The organism is Streptomyces sp. NPDC051907 (assembly GCF_040681075.1).
In the GTDB taxonomy this organism is placed as follows: Bacteria; Actinomycetota; Actinomycetes; order Streptomycetales; family Streptomycetaceae; genus Streptomyces.
On record NZ_JBFAYB010000008.1, the window covers coordinates 146,977 to 163,000 of the forward strand.

Annotated in this window: 17 protein-coding genes and 2 pseudogenes; 6 read left to right on the forward strand and 13 right to left on the reverse strand. The window is 69.4% G+C overall.

The window, feature by feature from the left end:
• Nucleotides 1-181: 181 nt before the first annotated feature.
• Both AB0M39_RS08160 and AB0M39_RS08165 read right to left on the reverse strand, forming a co-directional pair.
• On the reverse strand, nt 182-1,789 hold the full coding sequence (locus AB0M39_RS08160) for an alkaline phosphatase family protein (protein ID WP_365361432.1): 1,608 nt from the start codon (nt 1,787-1,789) through the stop codon (nt 182-184).
• Between the two features lie 347 nt (nt 1,790-2,136).
• A complete protein-coding gene (locus AB0M39_RS08165) occupies nt 2,137-2,430 on the reverse strand; it encodes a hypothetical protein (protein WP_365361434.1) in 294 nt (97 codons plus the stop codon).
• A 349-nt stretch (nt 2,431-2,779) separates the two neighbouring features.
• Here AB0M39_RS08165 and AB0M39_RS08170 point away from each other — a divergent pair, with 349 nt between their 5' ends.
• Together AB0M39_RS08170 and AB0M39_RS08175 are read left to right on the forward strand one after the other, a co-directional pair.
• Nucleotides 2,780-3,292, forward strand: a complete 513-nt coding sequence (locus AB0M39_RS08170; protein ID WP_365361436.1) for a GNAT family N-acetyltransferase — start codon at nt 2,780-2,782, stop codon at nt 3,290-3,292.
• 10 nt (nt 3,293-3,302) lie between these two features.
• A complete protein-coding gene (locus AB0M39_RS08175) occupies nt 3,303-3,773 on the forward strand; it encodes a hypothetical protein (RefSeq protein ID WP_365361438.1) in 471 nt (156 codons plus the stop codon).
• A 564-nt stretch (nt 3,774-4,337) separates the two neighbouring features.
• Here AB0M39_RS08175 and AB0M39_RS08180 read toward each other — a convergent pair.
• The 4 genes and pseudogenes from AB0M39_RS08180 to AB0M39_RS08195 form a co-directional block, all read right to left on the reverse strand.
• The gene (locus tag AB0M39_RS08180) at nt 4,338-4,949 is read right to left on the reverse strand and encodes a GDSL-type esterase/lipase family protein (RefSeq protein WP_365361440.1); all 612 of its coding nucleotides are present in this window, start codon (nt 4,947-4,949) and stop codon (nt 4,338-4,340) included.
• A gap of 445 nt (nt 4,950-5,394) precedes the next feature.
• Nucleotides 5,395-5,923: pseudogene (locus AB0M39_RS08185) on the reverse strand (transposase); the annotation flags it as partial.
• Nucleotides 5,924-6,073: 150 nt separating this feature from the next.
• Entirely contained in the window at nt 6,074-6,463 is a 390-nt protein-coding gene (locus AB0M39_RS08190; RefSeq protein ID WP_365361442.1) for a hypothetical protein, read from the reverse strand.
• Between the two features lie 252 nt (nt 6,464-6,715).
• Nucleotides 6,716-7,678 carry a helix-turn-helix transcriptional regulator gene (locus AB0M39_RS08195; protein WP_365361444.1) on the reverse strand — a complete coding sequence of 321 codons (963 nt, stop codon included), beginning with the start codon at nt 7,676-7,678 and terminating at the stop codon, nt 6,716-6,718.
• A gap of 199 nt (nt 7,679-7,877) precedes the next feature.
• On the opposite strand from AB0M39_RS08195, the gene AB0M39_RS08200 reads away from it, so the two are divergent.
• Together AB0M39_RS08200 and AB0M39_RS08205 are read left to right on the forward strand one after the other, a co-directional pair.
• Complete coding sequence (locus AB0M39_RS08200; RefSeq protein WP_365361446.1) at nt 7,878-8,036, forward strand: hypothetical protein; 159 nt, start codon at nt 7,878-7,880, stop codon at nt 8,034-8,036.
• 77 nt (nt 8,037-8,113) lie between these two features.
• Nucleotides 8,114-8,434 (forward strand): annotated as a pseudogene (locus AB0M39_RS08205) (hypothetical protein); the annotation flags it as partial.
• 101 nt (nt 8,435-8,535) lie between these two features.
• Here the strand turns inward: AB0M39_RS08205 and AB0M39_RS08210 are convergent.
• Nucleotides 8,536-9,603 (reverse strand): hypothetical protein, encoded by a 1,068-nt coding sequence (locus AB0M39_RS08210; RefSeq protein ID WP_365361448.1) that lies wholly within the window; start codon nt 9,601-9,603, stop codon nt 8,536-8,538.
• A 127-nt stretch (nt 9,604-9,730) separates the two neighbouring features.
• Here AB0M39_RS08210 and AB0M39_RS08215 point away from each other — a divergent pair, with 127 nt between their 5' ends.
• The gene (locus AB0M39_RS08215; protein ID WP_365361450.1) at nt 9,731-10,126 is read left to right on the forward strand and encodes a hypothetical protein; all 396 of its coding nucleotides are present in this window, start codon (nt 9,731-9,733) and stop codon (nt 10,124-10,126) included.
• A 757-nt stretch (nt 10,127-10,883) separates the two neighbouring features.
• Here AB0M39_RS08215 and AB0M39_RS08220 read toward each other — a convergent pair.
• A complete protein-coding gene (locus AB0M39_RS08220; protein WP_365361452.1) occupies nt 10,884-11,243 on the reverse strand; it encodes a DoxX family protein in 360 nt (119 codons plus the stop codon).
• A gap of 171 nt (nt 11,244-11,414) precedes the next feature.
• The gene (locus AB0M39_RS08225) at nt 11,415-11,909 is read right to left on the reverse strand and encodes a cupin domain-containing protein (protein WP_365361454.1); all 495 of its coding nucleotides are present in this window, start codon (nt 11,907-11,909) and stop codon (nt 11,415-11,417) included.
• An 81-nt stretch (nt 11,910-11,990) separates the two neighbouring features.
• Between AB0M39_RS08225 and AB0M39_RS08230 the strand changes: the two genes are divergently transcribed.
• Nucleotides 11,991-12,842 (forward strand): LysR substrate-binding domain-containing protein, encoded by an 852-nt coding sequence (locus AB0M39_RS08230; RefSeq protein WP_365361456.1) that lies wholly within the window; start codon nt 11,991-11,993, stop codon nt 12,840-12,842.
• A gap of 378 nt (nt 12,843-13,220) precedes the next feature.
• Here the strand turns inward: AB0M39_RS08230 and AB0M39_RS08235 are convergent, their stop codons facing one another.
• The 4 genes from AB0M39_RS08235 to AB0M39_RS08250 form a co-directional block, all read right to left on the reverse strand.
• A complete protein-coding gene (locus AB0M39_RS08235) occupies nt 13,221-14,207 on the reverse strand; it encodes an alpha/beta hydrolase (RefSeq protein WP_365361458.1) in 987 nt (328 codons plus the stop codon).
• Between the two features lie 503 nt (nt 14,208-14,710).
• Entirely contained in the window at nt 14,711-15,037 is a 327-nt protein-coding gene (locus AB0M39_RS08240) for a DUF1048 domain-containing protein (RefSeq protein ID WP_365361460.1), read from the reverse strand.
• 1 nt (nt 15,038) lies between these two features.
• Nucleotides 15,039-15,395: a DUF1048 domain-containing protein gene (locus AB0M39_RS08245; RefSeq protein ID WP_365361462.1), complete on the reverse strand. Its 357-nt coding sequence runs from the start codon at nt 15,393-15,395 to the stop codon at nt 15,039-15,041.
• A complete protein-coding gene (locus tag AB0M39_RS08250; protein ID WP_365361464.1) occupies nt 15,392-15,718 on the reverse strand; it encodes a PadR family transcriptional regulator in 327 nt (108 codons plus the stop codon). The genes AB0M39_RS08245 and AB0M39_RS08250 overlap by 4 nt, the downstream gene beginning before the upstream one ends.
• Between the last annotated feature and the right edge of the window lie 306 nt (nt 15,719-16,024).

The following is a 16,024-nucleotide window of genomic DNA, read 5'->3' on the forward strand; positions in this document are numbered from 1 at the left end:
TGTGTATTCACACCCTCAACATGCTCCTGAACAAGCCCGACCGGAAGACCTGGCGGAGTCCTGCTAGGCACTGGGCGCGAGAACGGAGTGCTGGCCAAGAGAATGATCGACAGCGAGGATGGGGGACTGCGCTCCTCCATTCGTCAGTCAGCCCCCCCGCGAACATCGGGCGCCGGCAAGGTCAGTGACCGATCGCGGTCCTGGCGACTGCTGTCAGGGGGATGTCGACGCCTGGCCAGGAGACGCCCTGCCGGACGGTGACTTGGTCGACGGTCCAGAAGGCACTGTTGGCGCCGGTGTAGCGGAAGCGGAGCTGGAGGGTGCTGGCGCCCCGCGGAGGGGTGAGTCTCAGCTTTTCGTAGGTGTTCACTGCGTTCCGGTACGACTTGACGAGGACGGGTTCGCCGTCGTCCCACACCGCGTAGACCTCGCCGGTCTGGGGGCCGGCGAGCCGGTAGTGGCTCGCGTAGCCGACGGTGACGGGAGCGGCGCTGATCAGCTGGTGGTCCGGGCTGATCAGCGTCGAGTCGAACCGGCCCGCGTCGTGCCTTCTGTCGTCCCACTCGTCGGAGTCGGCGACGGCGAACACATTGCGTGCGCGAACGTTGGCCTCCCTGCCCTGGCCCAGTTGTGTGTTGGTCCAGAACTCGTCGGTGGCGAACGACCAGCCCCGCCATTCGGTGACACCGCCGGCCGGCGTCCTGGAGTTGTCGACGGTCCAGCCCTTCGGCGGTGTCGTGGTCCAGCCCTTGACGTCCGCGCCGGGGCGGGTCTCGTCGGCCCGGGGCTTGAGAGATCCGCGCAGGGAGTCGAAGGCGTCGGGGGCGAGGGCCGGGATCGCCTTGCCGTCGAGGTTCCATGCCGGACTGGGTGTGACGCCCTGGTGGGCCAGGACGGTGGGTGCGATGTCGGTGATCTTGACGTCGTGACGGACAGAACCGGCGGGAATGCCCTTGCCCCGAGCGATGACGAACGTCTTCCGCTCACCCGGAGTGTTGCCGCCGTGTCCGCCGAGCGGGGTGTGGCCGTGGTCGGCGGTGACCAAGACGAGCCAGTCCTCCTTGGCGTGGCGGGAGCGTGCAGCGACGGCGTCGAGCAACCGACCGATCCGGCGGTCGGCCTGCTTCAGCGCCGCGGTGTACTCCGCACTCGCGCTGCCGGACATGTGCCCGGCGAGGTCGACCTCGTCGAGGTGGACGAACACGGAGTCCGGGTTGCCGTTGCGCAGGTAGTCCGCTGCCGTGGCTGTGGTGGCCGTGTCGTCGTCGCCCATGAGGCGGAGGTCGGTCTTGGCGCCGAACACGTCCGTGGAGATCTCCGGCCAGTTGCCTACCACGAGGGTGGAGAAGGCCGGGTCGGCCGCCTCGAGACGGGTGGAGTAGTCGGGGTACTTGTCGAAGGCCGCGCCGGAGAAGTTGTTGTCTGTGACACGGTGCTTGTCGGGCCATACGCCGGTGGCGATGGACGACCACCCCGGTCCGGAGTAGGTGCCCGCGAGTGGGGCGGCGTAGAGGTTGCCGGTGCCGGTCATACCGCTCGTCATCAGTGACTTCAGCCGCGGCAGCTCGGTCTTGGCCAGGACGTCGAACGCCGCCCCGTCCACTCCGATGACCAGCGTCTTGGTGCTCCTGGTGCCGTTGGGCAGGGATTTGTACGTCATGGCGTCAGCGGCGGGCCTGTCCGCTGTCGTGGCCGGGGCGCCGGCCTGCGCGGGGCCAGCCGGGGACAGTGTGGCAGCTGTGACGACGAGGGTGGCGAGCGCGAGCCGGGCGCCTGGACTGAGAGCCATGGGCAGTCCTTCCGAAAGAGGGGGGATCGGGCGTCAACGACGCCCCGAGACAGAAGACTTCCGGCCCCCACTGATGAAACGGATGCGAAAGGATCACCGCCTGGTGAACAGACAAGGAAGGTCGGCCCAGACCCGTTACATATCGGTTATCACAATCTGCCTCGGATGCGAGCGCAGATGCAAGAGGCTGAGTCCCCGTCAGAACACCACCGACGAGGCTGCAGTTGTGGAAACGTGCGGCGCGCGCGCCACCGGTGCTGGGCCGGGATCCGGGCGGCCAGCAGTTCAGCGATGTCCTCGTCCTGGCCCGCTCCCTCGGAGACGTCTACCAGAGCCGTGGCGAGGAGTCAGTCTTCGACTCCGGCGCTCAGCCGTACAAACGCCTCGTCCTGCCGGCCGTGCCGGGCCGGCAGCCGCGCGAAGAACCCCAGCGCGGACCCTCCGACCGCTGCGTACGGCCGGGCCAGCGCGATCGCCCCCTCCGCCCGCCCCCAGCTCTGAGGCAGTTCCGCCTGGGCCAGGGCAGCCGGCCACCAGCGTATGGCGACGTATGGAGCGAGCAGCTCCGACGCCTCCGCCTGCCGCCCCTGCTCACCGAGCAGCCGCGTCCGCTCGCGCGTGGACAGCCTAGAAACCACCACTGCCATCGCGGTACGCAGCCGAGGCGGCCGCATCTCACCCAGCTCGCCCAGGCCTGCCCGCCACGACCGTCGTCTACGAACCCGCCCCTGGACACAACCGAGGCAGAGCAGGGGGATCCGTTGGCTCGGCTCCTGGCCGTGGGCGCCGAGCAGACCGGTGCTGCCTCGGGGCGGCTGTGTAGGTGAGACGGATGTGGGAGCGCACGTCGGCAGCGGCCGGCAGCCGGTTCTCGCCCGAGAGACCGGGGGTGTCGTGAGACGTTGCGGCGGCAGCGGATTTCACCACATGGCGGGGACCTGAACATGAAATCCTTTGGCCCGCAGGCTCCTTGGGTGGTCGGATGGGCGTATGAGTCTTCCTCCTGTCAGGGTGGCCGAGGTCGTCGTGCCGGTCTTCGTCCGTGACTTGACGCCCACTGATCTGCCGGCCTGTACGTGGTCCGGCTCGACCGCGCATCTGATGCAGGTGGAACGGGAGTTGGTACGTGCGGCAGCGGGGGATGTGGACTATCTGGCGGTGTGCACCCGACGCGCCGATGTTCCGGTGGCGATCGGGGGCGTCGACTACCGGGTCACGGCCGGCGTGGGCACACTCTGGCAGCTCGCGGTACTTCCGGCCGTGCAGTCGTGTGGTCTGGGCGCCGTGCTTATCCGGGCCGCGGAGGACCGCATCAGGTCACGCGGTCTGCACAGGGCCGAGCTCGCGGTGGAGGAGAGCAATCCACGGGCCCGGACCCTGTACGAGCGACTGGGCTACCTGGCCCACGGTCGCCGACCGGACGCCTGGGACGTCCAGGCGCCGGACGGCTCACTGCTCCGGTACGAGACCATGTGCACGCTGATGCACAAGGACTTGTCGTAGGGGGCGCCGGGTGGCGATGGAAGTATGGGCACCGATTTTCTCACTCGCAGGCGTTGCCCTCGGCGGCGGCCTGACGGCGCTCTCCCAGCGCGCCGCTCAGCGCTCCGCCGAACGGCTGGAGGAACGCCGCCAGGCAGCGGCCACCAGCGAGGCGCGCCGAGCAGAGCAGATGCAGGCGATCAAGGACTTCATCGCCTGCGCCCAGGATGCCGAACGGGCGGCCTACGGACGTCCTGAGGCCTGGGGCGACGACGAAGACTGGAACAGTACCGCCTCGGGCGTCATGACCAGGCTCTGGATCGCTGAACGGCACCTCGTGCTGCTCGGCGACGCGGACCTGCACGGCCCTGTGCACACGTACGGTCGGGCGCTCAACCAGGCGGTGTGGCGAGAGATCGGCGACGTCGAGGTCAACGAGCACATCGAGGAACACAAGATCGCCTTCATGGCCGCAGCACGCGCGAGCCTCGCATCCCCTTGAGTCCAGGCAGATAGGTGGGCCCCGTTAGCGGGGCCAGATGCCTTCAGCGGGGTCGAGGTCGGGTGCGTACGGCGGCAGGTTGTTAGATGGTCGGCCAGTCCCGGAGTGCGGCGAACTCCCGCAGGCCGGCGGCGGCCTTGTGGACGTTGAGACTGCCCCTATGTTGCGTCAAGCGGCAGAAGACGAGGAAGCAGGGCGACCGCGGCTGGATCTGACGGTAGATCTCGCGAGCGACGTATCCGACGCGGGACTTTGGAAGACGACTCAGGAGTTCCACGCGGTCGTTGCCACGGGCAGCCTCCTGTCGCGGCTGCTGGGCGGCAGAGCACGGGCGGGCATGGGCTGCGAGTACTGGGGGCGCACCTGTGCGGTGGCGGGAGAACATCGACGGCCCCTGGTCGAAGTCGCGGTACTCCTTGGGTGGCGCCGCTGGGCTTCCTGACGGTGTCCGCGCTCGACCTGTACGACGAGGAGCGGCACCGGCCGCAGGGCTGGCGGCTGGCGACGACGTTCCAAGAGAGTTCCCCGCGTCGTCCAGCCGCTGCGCCCCGCAGTGCCGGGTGCTCAGGTTCGGGGTTCCATGGCTCCGAGGCCCAGGACCCGGAGCGTGTGCTCGGCCATCTGGAGGTGGCCGACGGCGTTGGGGTGGGCCGGGTCGTCGAGCCAGGCGATCGGGTCGGCGCCGTCGAAGTGCTCGTGCCAGTGCGCCTCATGGTCGACCAGCAGTACGCCGGCTTCCTTCGCGATGTCCCGTACGGTCTGGGCGTACGCCGGGAGCGTGCCGCGGGTCTCGCGGCCGGCGATGCTGGTCAGGACCGGGGTGTGGAGGACGATCTGGGCGTCCTTGCCCGTACGGTCGATGAGTTGGTGCATGGCGTCGTGGAATTCCGGCAGTCCGGCCAGGCCGGCGCGCGCGTCGTTGGTGCCGAGCGATATGGACAGGACGTCGGGTGCGAAGCGTCCGATCAGGTGGTCGTAGGAGCCGAGCACGTCCACGGCACGCCAGCCGGAGACACCGGTGTTGACGACGATGTCGGTCAGCCGGTCCATCTGCCATCTGACCCGTTCCTGCAGGTGTTCCACCCAGCCGCGTGCGCCGTGGGTGTGCAGTACTGCCTGGGTGATGCTGTCGCCGGTGGCCACCCACGTCATGGGTGCTGCAGAGAGGCGGATCATGCCGTTCTCCTCCAGTGCGGTCGTGGCTCCGGCGGCTGCCGGGCGCCTGCTGTCCTGTTTCTAGATCAGAAACATAACGCCCACGCACCCTGCCGCCTTCCCGCTGCCCTCTTCACGGTGCGGTCCCCGCAGCTCCAGGCAGTCCTGCTGCATCCCCTGGAGCCAACAAGCCGACGCCGTGCCCATCGGCGTCGACACCGGGGCCGTCGGCGTCCGCCTCGTCGTCCTCAGTTCCGCTCACCTTGCCCATAACCGTTCTGCCGGAAGCGCCGTGCCGGGCTTGTGGGGTCACAGCGGAAGCCTGCCCACCCCGGAGCCTGACTTGGCAGGGCCTCTGGCCGTATCCACGAGCCACACATGCCTGGGTTGGGGGAGGCTGGCGGTGCCCAGCCCGGAGCGGCGGCAAAGGAGGCCATCCCCGAGCGTAGCGGGTGGCCGTCCGCCGGTTCTGTGAGCCAGGCGGGCGAGACCTGGCCGGGTGGTTTCGGTGCAGGGGCTGGCGTGCCCTCTTCGGGCGCAGGTTTCTGCCTCCGGCGGACTCGGGCGGGGGTCGGTCTGTTCGGTTCCGTCGGCCGCCCCTGGCCGGGGGAGTCCCGTGCGAGAGGGCGGGCGAGGCGGAGTTGGCGTGGCCGGCCAGGACGATCCAGGTCCAGCGGTCGGCAGCGGCGGAGTCCCGGAGCTGCGGGCGGGTCCGGCCGAGCGTCTGCTTGAGCTGCGGAAGGCGTGCTCGACCTCGAACGTTCACGGGAACGCCTGCCGGCATCGATCCACGTCCTGGGCGCTCGCGGCGGTGCCGGGCCACCAGAGCCAGACGGGTTTGTTGTCGCCGCCGCTGGGCAGCTTCGCGACGGTCAATCGGATCGCGGTGCCCTCGGTGATCGGCAAGGTGCCCTCGTGGTCGCCCTGCCCCAGGCTGCCCGCCTGGTCAGCCGGGGGTGCAGCCGGTCCCAGGCTTGCGCGGTCGCCTTCCCGTATCGGCTGGTGTGGGGAAATCCCGAACGGGTTCGAGTCCCGTTCGGCACCGTGGGATGAACGCCAAGCTCAACGGCATCGGCGCCGGGCCTTGGTGTCGGGGGCGCGGTTGCCCGCGCCCCCTTGGGGTTGCGCCGAGTCGGTGAGCGGGTTCAGACGATGTACTGGAGGTAGACCCTGATGGAGAGGTCCTCGAACCAGCCCGAGTCCACGCGGATGTGCACGAGTTCCCCCTCCAGGGGCACGACGTTGTGCACGGTCATGACCGCGTCTCCCATGAAGGCCTTGCCGGTGGCGGGGTCGAACTCCGTGATGCTGGCGGACACCGGGCTGTAGGGTCCCCCCAGGCCATCCGCTTCCAGCACCCTTTCGAAGACGCCTTGGCCCCGGAGGTCGTAGTAGTAGCCGATCTGCTGCAGATCCGCTTGTTCCGTGCCCCCGCTTCCGCCCGTGGGCGGGACCGCTTGCTCGGGCCCGGCCTTCACTGCGCTGCCGCTTGCTGTGTTCCCGGTCGCGGGTTCACGAAGATTGCTGTGGGTCATGTCCGTTCCCTTCAGTGAGGAGGGGATTCCCGACATGGCGCAGACATGTCAGTGTCCGCACGCCTGCCTGTGCGGGGATCTCCAGAGCACCGGACCGTTCGCGCGGGTGGCTCGACGAGGGAGGATGTCTCGGCCTCGCTGTGCGAGCCGACCGCGGACGTTCCGGTTTCCCCTCTCATGGTGGGCTGGATCCGTGTCGCTGCGGCCCCCTGAATTCAGGGATGTACAAAATGCGGATCAGAGGGCAGCGGATCAGCGGGTCAGCGCGGCGCTGAGTTCGTCGCGCCCGTCTGCTCCGGTCTTGCGGAAGACCGCCTTGAGATGGTCGTTGACCGTGTACGCGGACAGGCCGAGGCGGCGGGCGATCTGCTTGACGGACGCCCCTGTGCGGAGCTGCGTGACGACGTCGCGTTCCCGGGGGGTGATGCCGTACCACTCGCACAACGACGGCAGGACCAAGTCCCATGTGGCCCCCTGGACGACGAGGGCGACATCGCCTGTGGCGTCCGCGTCGAGCACCTGGCCCTGACAGGTGGTCCAGCGGCCGCAGGCGGCCGGGGGTGCGCACACCAGGGGAATGGACGCGTCCTGACGGCCTGCTTCCGCCCGAGCGACGAGGGAGAGCGAGACGAAGAAGGCTTCCGGGATCCACGAGGGGATGGCGTGCGCCGACCACTGGTCCAGCCACAGCTGCGCCTGGGGGCTGACAGCCTTGATCCGGTGGTCGGAGCCGACGGTGATCACTCCCGCCGACAGAGGGGGAACCTCGGGGCAGAGAGGACCGGCCGTCGCGTACCGGCGCAGGGCGGCCAGCAGCGCCGGTACGAGCCGGGCCGCCCGCTGGGCGTCGTCTTGGCCGAATGGCGCGGTGCCTTCGCAGCGGAGCAGCCCGAGAGCTCCCCACACGCCGCGCCTGTCCTGGAGAAGCAGGCGCAGCTCGGAACTCGCCCCGTAGGCGGTGAGAATCTCCCGCACACGCGGGTCAGGCGCGGGCGACCTGTCAGTGCCCGCGCCCACGACGACAGCCGGGGTCCGCAGGAGAGTCGGAATCGCCGACCGCTGCCGGTCACCCCCCAGATGCCGGTGCATGACGAGCTCCCTGACCAGCGTGGGGTCGTATTGGTGCCAGAAACTGAAACTGCCCAGCCCGGGACCGGTTGCCGGGTCGGTTCCCACCAGGCTCAGCGCGTCGTGGGCCACGATGGGGGCGAGCACGCGCGAAATCCCTGCGCCGACCTGTTCGGGGCCGGTGTTCTGGCTCGCAGCGGCATAGAGGTCACACGCCAGACGCCTGTCGTCGAAGAACGTAAGGCTCATATCGCCCAATTATCCCCGAGTGCGCGAGGTGCGGCCCAGGCTGGGAACAAAGTGTCTCCATGGGCCTTGCATGAAACGTCGTGGCTGCATGCTCTGCGTGAGACCGAACACCGCCGCAGCGGTCTTCCCCGACGACCCCACCAGCTTCACCGTCCCCACCGACGGCGAAGCCTCTGCGGCATCCCGCGCCATCACCGCCCACCTCCCCGGACTCGCGACCGCGCAGGCCTGCCGCTTCACGGGTTTCTCCGCATGAAACTGGCAGCAGGCAATTGCGTCGGAGCCTGGATGACGTCAAGCCGATGCTGACCTTAGGCTCTCGGTGAAAGGCAGGTGCAGTGGATCAAGACGTCTTGGACGAAGCAGTCTCGGGGCGGGGAGGCCGCTGCCCGCAGGAACGCGATGCCGGTCGGCTTCTCGTTGCCTCGGGTGCCCTCTGGGTTCGCCCACTTCGTCCAGATGTCCGAACGTGACGGCTTCGCGCCGCGTTCGAGCCAGAAGGACCTTCGCGAGATCGGTGTCAGCCTGCGGGACGAAGGCGGTCGGCTCCGAGTGCTCGCCCGTGTGGAGCCGCTCTTCGGGTTGCCGCCTCGGCCGCGCAGGCCGCCGGCGGTTCGACTGCTTCCCGGGCAGTGGGTCCGCTGTCAGCTCTCATCCGTGCCCTGCCTGAGCACTGAGAGACCTGAGCACTCTGGGAGGTACGCGGACCCCGGCCGGTCGGGGCAGATGCGTCGGCGACATGCCGACCTTTCTTCTCACACGTTCGGTCGCCGGCTCAACCGGTCGAGCGCGGCGGTGAGAACGTCGTCGGCCGCGGAGAGAACTGACCTCTCGCGCAGGCCGGCGAGCCGGGTCCGCTGCTTCTCGACGAGCCGGGAGAGGTCGGCGTCCCGGCGGATCGCCTCGGCTTGGGCCGCTTCGAGGTCTTCACGCAAGTGAGCGAGCTGGGCGTCCGCCTGCGCCTGGGCCCAGCGCCGGGTGTCCTCTGCCTCCGACTGAGCCCGGTAGAGGCGGTCCAGGAGCTCGTCCCTCGCCGCCCGCAGGGCCGTCACCTCAGCCGCCAATTCCTGCTCGCGCCTGCGCTGAGCACGTCTGATCACTCGCAGTGCACGCCAGGCCGCACGCCGGGCACGCAGTTCGTCGAGCTCGCTGCTGAGCGCGTCGAGCTGCTGGCTCAGCGCCCGGCCTGCGAACGAGAGCGACTGCAGACGCTCGCGGAATGCATCCGGCCAGCTGGGCGGGATGAGAATGCCGCGCTCCCGCGCGATGAACTCGGCCGGCTCGACGTCGTCCCGTACGAGCGCCGATTCACGGGTCGTCACCTGCTCCTGCACCTGACGGCTCAGCTCTGCGAGCAGCCGTCTCTCTCGTTCCTCGGCTGCGGCGAGGGCGCGCACTGCCTCGTCACGCGCGTCGACTGCCCTGTACAGGGAGGCCAGCAGGGGGACCTTCAGCTCCAGAGCCGGATAGTACGAGTCCCACAAGGCCTGCCGTCTCTCCGGGCCGGGCGGATCGGGCAAGCTCTCTGCAGCGATGTCGAGCAGATGCTGCACCACGTCGCGGGTGGGCATTCGCTCCCCGGCCATCTCCTTCTGCAGCGTCGTCTTGGAGACGCCCGAGGCATCGCGTAGCCGGCCGTCACCTCCGGTGCCTTCCCTCCCCTCGACGCGGAGCGCGAGCTCGTCGGCCATCCGCTGAATCGGCCACGGACTCCAGCGCAGCGTCCGCAGCGGGTCCAGCACCACCGCCCGCCAGGTGCGGAGCCACGCCTGGATCTCGGGCGGCAGGTCCTTGCTCACCGGATTCATAGGGCGACCGGCCATGCCTCCAGCCGCCCCTTCCATTGATTCCCCCCGGGAGCCGACCACGGTCCCGCTTCCGCGCCAATCGGGCCGTCCGCGACGCTTGGTCAGACGCCGAAACACCACGTCCCGAAGACAGGAGTCCACCATGCTCGATTCCCATCGCCCGGCGCAGAGGAATCCCGAATCCTCGCCGGCGCCGGCGCCTCGGAGCCCCCGCCCCCGCATGCTCGCGGGGGCCGGCATCGGCGGCGTCGTCGTGCTCGCGGCGGCCCTGAACGGCGCTCCCGGATGGGCGCTCGCGACGATCCTCCTCGGCGGCCTGGCCGTCGTCCTGGTGCAGTCCGCCTTGCACGCGCTCATTCCGCAGGAGTCCGGCGACCGCCTGGCATGGTGGATCGACCGGCGAGACCAGCGCTCCCGGCGCCGACGTGCACTGCGCTGCCGGAACGGGCCCGAAGAGCGCCCCCCGTGCCGGGAGAGCGCCGATCTGCGCTCTGAAGAGCGTCGCCGAGGGCACGCCGGCGGTATCCGCTCTGACTGACCGTCAGGACGGCTGGCTGCACCCGGCGGCATCGAGCGCGTGCGCGGGATCCAGAGCGTGGCAGGCGTTCCGGCTGCGTCCTCGCCGTCCGCGACAACGGCTCGTCCATCGCCCGCAGAGCCGCCGACCCACGAGGGCGTCCCCGTGCGGTCGGGGTCGGCCGGCGCACGCGCGGGGGAGCGGCCCGCTCAGCTGAGGCGGGAGCGGTGACGCGGGTCGAGGCGAGCGCGCAGCACCGGCACGGGGGAGGGCTCCCTGGCGCAGCACCCGTCCCGAGGCCAGCAGGCCGGCCACGGAGCGGGCCATGTCTGCCGGCAGCCACGAGACGGCCTCGCGGAGCCGCGCCGCAGGAGCCGGCGTCCCTGGCCGGGCACGTCTGGTCAGCAGCGCCTGGTAGAGGCCGACAGCTGGCGCCAGGGCGGGCAGACCGGCTGCGCGGCCTCTCTCGTCCGACTGTTGTGCGCACTCGAGCCGTCGAGGTCCAAGTCGGCGTACAGCAACAGGTGGCACGCGCGATGGGCTCGCTTGCGGAGCGAGTCCCACTGTCCTACGCCACGGCCCGGGCCATGGCCGAACGCAGCGACATCGCCCGCGCAGACGGGCTGAGCCCGCTGGCTTTGTTCATGAGTTGCGTCAGCAGATGTACGCCTCGTCGAGCAGCGCGTGGATGGCGGCGTGTTCGATGTTCATGAGAATGGCAGCGGCCGTGGGGCGGCTAGCCGTGCAGTGGCGCCCACGAGTCGAGGGCTGTGCTCGATCACAGCCCGGTGGCCAGCCAGACGGTCACCGCCGCGGTGGCGATGAGCCCGACGTTGAGTGCGATCCGGCGGTCTTCACCAGTCAGGTGGACAGCGACCGCACCGGTCTGCAGGAGTACGAAGCCGATGGCCGCTGCCGGTGCCAGCGAGGGAGCGATACCTGCCAGTGGCGGCAAGATCAGGCCGGTCGCGCCGAGTATCTCGATCGTCCCGAGTGCCCTGAGGGCGGGCAGGGGGATGCGGTCGACCCAGACCATCATCGGTCGGAGTTGATCGCGGCTGCGGATCACCTTCAGCGTGCCTGCGTAGAAGTAGAAGAGGGCGAGCAGTCCCGCGACGATCCAATAGGCGATGTTCATCGTTCCCTTTCATGGGCCACCGGTTCGCGGGGCCCGTCGATTGCGTCGATCGCCAGAAGGGCCCCTGGAGAAGGCCCGGTCCGTCGTCCGAAGGATCCGGACATGAGAGGCGGAGGCACCAGGCCCCGCCGGTCGAAAGGAGGGCGGCCGGGCCGTTCCGTTCCGCCGACTTCAGGCGAGGTCTGTGGCGGGCTCGGTCGCGTAGCGGCTCATGGAGTCGATATTGGCCTGCGGCGTCAGCGGCCGGCCGCCGGCGAGCACTTCCTGGAGGTCTCGGAAGTACTGCACGTACAGGTCGGGGGTGAATGTGCTGAGCATGACGGCGGGTTGGTCGGTCAGGTTGGCAAAAGTGTGAGGAGTACCGGGCGGAACCATCACGAGCGTGCCCGTGGTGGCGTCGTGGTCTTCGTCCCCGACGGTGAACCGCACGGTGCCGGAGAGGATGTAGAAGCCCTCGTCGTGTCGGCCGTGGCGGTGCTGCGGCGGTCCCTGGGTGTGCGGGGCGAGGACGGACTCGGCGATCGCGAGGCGGTGGCCGGTGTGGCTGCCGTCCTCCAGAACGCGCATGCGAGTGGTGCCCAGAAGGATCGTCTCGCCGCCGCCGGGAGCCACCACTGACACGGCGGGGTCGGTCTGCAGCTCGCTGGTCTTTGCTTCATCGGTCATGCTCACGAGTGCACCGCCCAGGCCCTGCCAGTGTCCAAGACCCATTCCGCAGCGCCGATACCTCATGGGTATCGTTGCAGCGTGGAGCTACGGACCTTGCGTTACTTCGTGGCGGTCGCCGAGGAACTCCACTTCGGCCGGGCCGCCGCCCGACTGCATATGAGTCAGCCGCCGCTGAGCCGGGCGATCAAGCGGTTGGAGGCCGATGTCGGGGCCCTGCTGTTCGCCCGCTCGCCTACCGGCGTCACGCTCACGCCGGTAGGCACGGTGCTGCTCGACGAGGCGCGGGCCCTGCTCGAGCATGCCGACCGCGTCGGTGTGCGCGTGAGCGCGGCCGCCGGCGGCGCGATCATCACCGTCGGCATCCTGGGCGACGGTACCGCCCCGGGCGTGTCCAGGCTGGCCGCCGCCTACCGCCGAAGCCACCCCGGCATCGACATCCGTGTCCGCGACACTGATCTGACCGACCCAACGTGCGGGTTGCGCGCTGGACTGGTCGACGTCGCCTTGACTCGGGCGCCGTTCGACGAGACTGCCCTGACGGTGCGTGTGCTGCGGACCGATCCGGTCGGAGTGGTCCTGCGCGCCGACGATCCGCTGGCCCGCCACGACCGGCTGCGGCTGGCCGATTTGAACCGCCGCCGCTGGTTCCAGTTCCCACAGGGCACCGACCCCGTCTGGCATTCGTACTGGAACGGCGGCAGGCCGCGCGAGGGCCCAGTGGTGCGCGCCGTCCAGGAATGCCTGCAGGCCGTGCTGTGGAACGGCACGGTCGGCCTGGCCCCGCTCGGGCACGACCTGCCCGCAGGGCTGGCCGCGGTGCCGCTGACCGACATGGCGCCAAGCCGAGTGGTGGCGGTGTGGAACGAGGGCGACACCAACCCGTTGATCCGATCCTTCGTCGAGATCGCGACAGCCGCGTACCGCCACTGAGCACCGGTGACCGGTGCTGCCGCAGCTCGTGAACAATGCGAGCGCTGCCGTCCTTGGGACTGTCTCCCGAAGTGGTGAACTGCTGCTGCCCTGCTCGCGTACAGAGGCTGTAGCTGAGCACTGCGTCTGGCGGACGAGCACTGGACGAGTAGTTCCGATTGCGGTGTCCATGGACGCAGGGAGGGTGTCCAACATCGGGTTGTGACGACCGAGTGAGACACCCTCTTGACCGCACCTGGCAGCCCTGACCAACGATGAACCGCATCTGACCGGTGACCGCCCGGGCCTGCTCATCCTGACCGACAAGGACAACATCGCCGCCGTCGGTCGACGACACTCTGAGCGGCCAGCTCGACCTGACTGCTCGGCGTGTCTGGTTCAGCCCTGGAGGGCGGTGAGCCAGTCGGTCAGCAGGCGGTTGACCTCGTCGGGGCGTTCCTGCTGGATCCAGTGGCCGCAGCCTTCCAGCAGGTGGGAGGCGGACAGGGCGGGGAGGGTGGAGGGGAAGGCGTTGACGGCGTCGGCCATCCAGGTGGTGGAGGCGTCCAGGGCGCCGCCGATGAACAGGGACGGCTGCTTGATCGGGGCTCCGCGGTGGGGGGCGAGGTCCTCCCAGTCACGGTCCATGGTGCGGTAGCGGTTGAGGGCGCCGGTCAGGCCGGTGCGCTCGAACTCCGTGGCGTAGACGTCGAGGTCGTCCTCGCTCAGCCAGGAGGGGAGCTTGCCTGCGGGGAAGCGGTCGCGCAGCTGGCCGCCGTGGGCGACGAAGTGCGGGTCGGGCTCGCCCTGGGCGGGCATGGTGTCGGCGGACAGCGCCGCATAGAAGCCGGCGAGCCAGCCCCGGACGTCGGGCTCGATCTCCGCCTCGGCGCGGCCGGGCTCCTGGAAGTAGGAGACGTAGAACTCCTGCTCAGGGCCGCCGATCTGGCCGAAGACGTCAGTGGGGCGGGGGCCGCCCGGCGGCGCGTAGGGGACGCTCAGCAGGCCGACGGCGCGGAAGACCTCTGGGTGGAGCAGGGCGGAGGAGGCGGCGATTTGGGATCCCCAGTCGTGGCCGACGACGACCGCGCTCTCCTCGCCGAGGGCGCGCACCGCGGCGAGGTTGTCCTCCACCAGGTCGAGCATCCGGTAGGCGTCGGTCGCGGCGGGCTTGGAGGAGCGGCCGTAGCCGCGCACGTCGATCGCTGCCGCCCGGTAGCCGGCGGCGGCCAGGGCCGGGAGCTGGCGGCGCCAGGAGTACCAGGACTCGGGGAACCCGTGCACGAGCAGGACCAGCGGGCCGGTGCCCTGCTCGACCAGGTGCAGGCGCCCGGCCGGGGTCTCGATGGTGCGGTGGCGGAGTTCGGCGGTCGGCTCAGGCTGCATGGGCTTCTCCTCGGTTCGCCGGCGGACGCGGGTACCCGTCGATCATGCGGCGCGGCGGCCGTCCGACGCGATCAGCGTTGCCGTTCCGGCAAACTCGCAGGACAGGATGGTGGAACGGTGCGGCTGGAGCGGGAACGGTGACAGACGACGACCACCTGATCTTGTGCGGGCCGCAGGGCGGACGACGGCGGCCGCGGACCAAGCCGGCTCCCGGTCGCGGGGCCGGTAGCCCGCAGCCCTCGTGACCGATCCAGACCCGGTGCCGCTCAGCGTCGCGCAGCGGACGCAGGCACCAGGCGCCTTCGGCGGCCCATGCCTGACCGTTGACCTGCGACGGCCGCAGGCGCAACGGCCTTCAGCACTGCAGGACTGGGTCAGCGCGCACCGGTCGACAGATCTGCAGCGGCTTCCGGTGGCCAGTCGGCCCGAGCCCGGTCGCGCTGCGCCGAGGCGGACGGACCGCGCGTGCGGGCTACTACGCCCCCTGGCATGAGGCGACGGTGTTACTTCTCGGCCGTACCGGGTTTCCCGCTGATGGACTCCTGGTAGGCGTCCGCATAGGTGCGTGAGTCCTTGACCAGGTCGTCGCAGAACGCGGCGACATCGTTGCCGATGTGTTCCAAGACCCCCTTGCCCGCGGCGGCGCCTTCCTCGAAGAAATCGACGATGCCGGGGAGCAGGGGCCCGTCAGGCAGGTCGACCGGTCCGACCTTGAACAGGTACTTCTGCATCTCCTTGTAGACGATCTGGTAGTCCGGCGGGAGCTTCTTGACCCGAGCCATGTGCGCCCGCCACTGCTTCTTGCCCTCGATGATGTCCTGGATGCCCACGTCAGCCTCCCAGCCGGTTCAGTTTCCTTGCGACGTTCCTGTTCAACTGCTCGCGCCACCGGTCGCGGTAGGTTCGAGCCCCCTCCCCGCCGGCCAGCGCCGTGCAGAAGCCTCGGATGTCGTCGCCGAGGACCTCGTGGACGCTCTGCCCGTCCGCCGCTGTTTCTTCGAGCAGCCCCAGGGCGGCGTCGAGGATCGGCATCAGGTTGCGGCCGGTGAAGTCCCCATGGGGAGAGAGGTGGGCGTTGATCTGTTCCCACGCCGCCCGGTAGTCGTCGGGCAGGGCCTCGGCCCTGGCTTCGAAAGCCTTCCATTCCCTGGTGAGATCGCTGCCTGTGATGGTCTCCCAGAAGTTCATCTCCCGCTCTCCTTGAGTCTGTCGATGCGTGATGAGACGTACTGCCATTTCGTCCAGAACTTCGCGAGTTCCTCGCGTCCGGCGTCGTTGAGCGCGTAGAACTTGCGCGGCGGACCGACCCCGGATGGTCGTTTCGTCACCTGGACGAGTTTGTTCCTCTCCAGTCGCAGCAAGATGGTGTACACCGTCCCCTCGACGACGTCGGTGAAGCCGAGCTCGTTCAGCTGACGGGTGATGGCGTACCCGTAGGTTTCCTCGCTGCCGATGATTTCGAGCACGCACCCCTCGAGCGTGCCCTTCAGCATCTCCGTCAGGTCGTCCATCGCGAGTCCTCCTCGGCCTAGCGGCGGTACTGCGTAGTACCGAGTACCACTATACGGTATCACCGAGTAGCGGAGGGTGTCAGCGCAGCAGGCTTGCCTTCTGCAGGCTTGGAGCGGCCGTCGCCGACATCGCCTGCGGCGCACTCAACTTCTTCACGGGCAGCCGCGGCACCTTTAGTCGGGCCAACCGGCGCCCCGACTGCACCGGCAAGCCCGTCGCGACGGCAGCTGCTGGAAGGCCGCGGTTCCCTTGCGGATCACCCCGAGTAACTCCTCGCGGCGCAGCGGATCGCGCTGTTCGGCTCG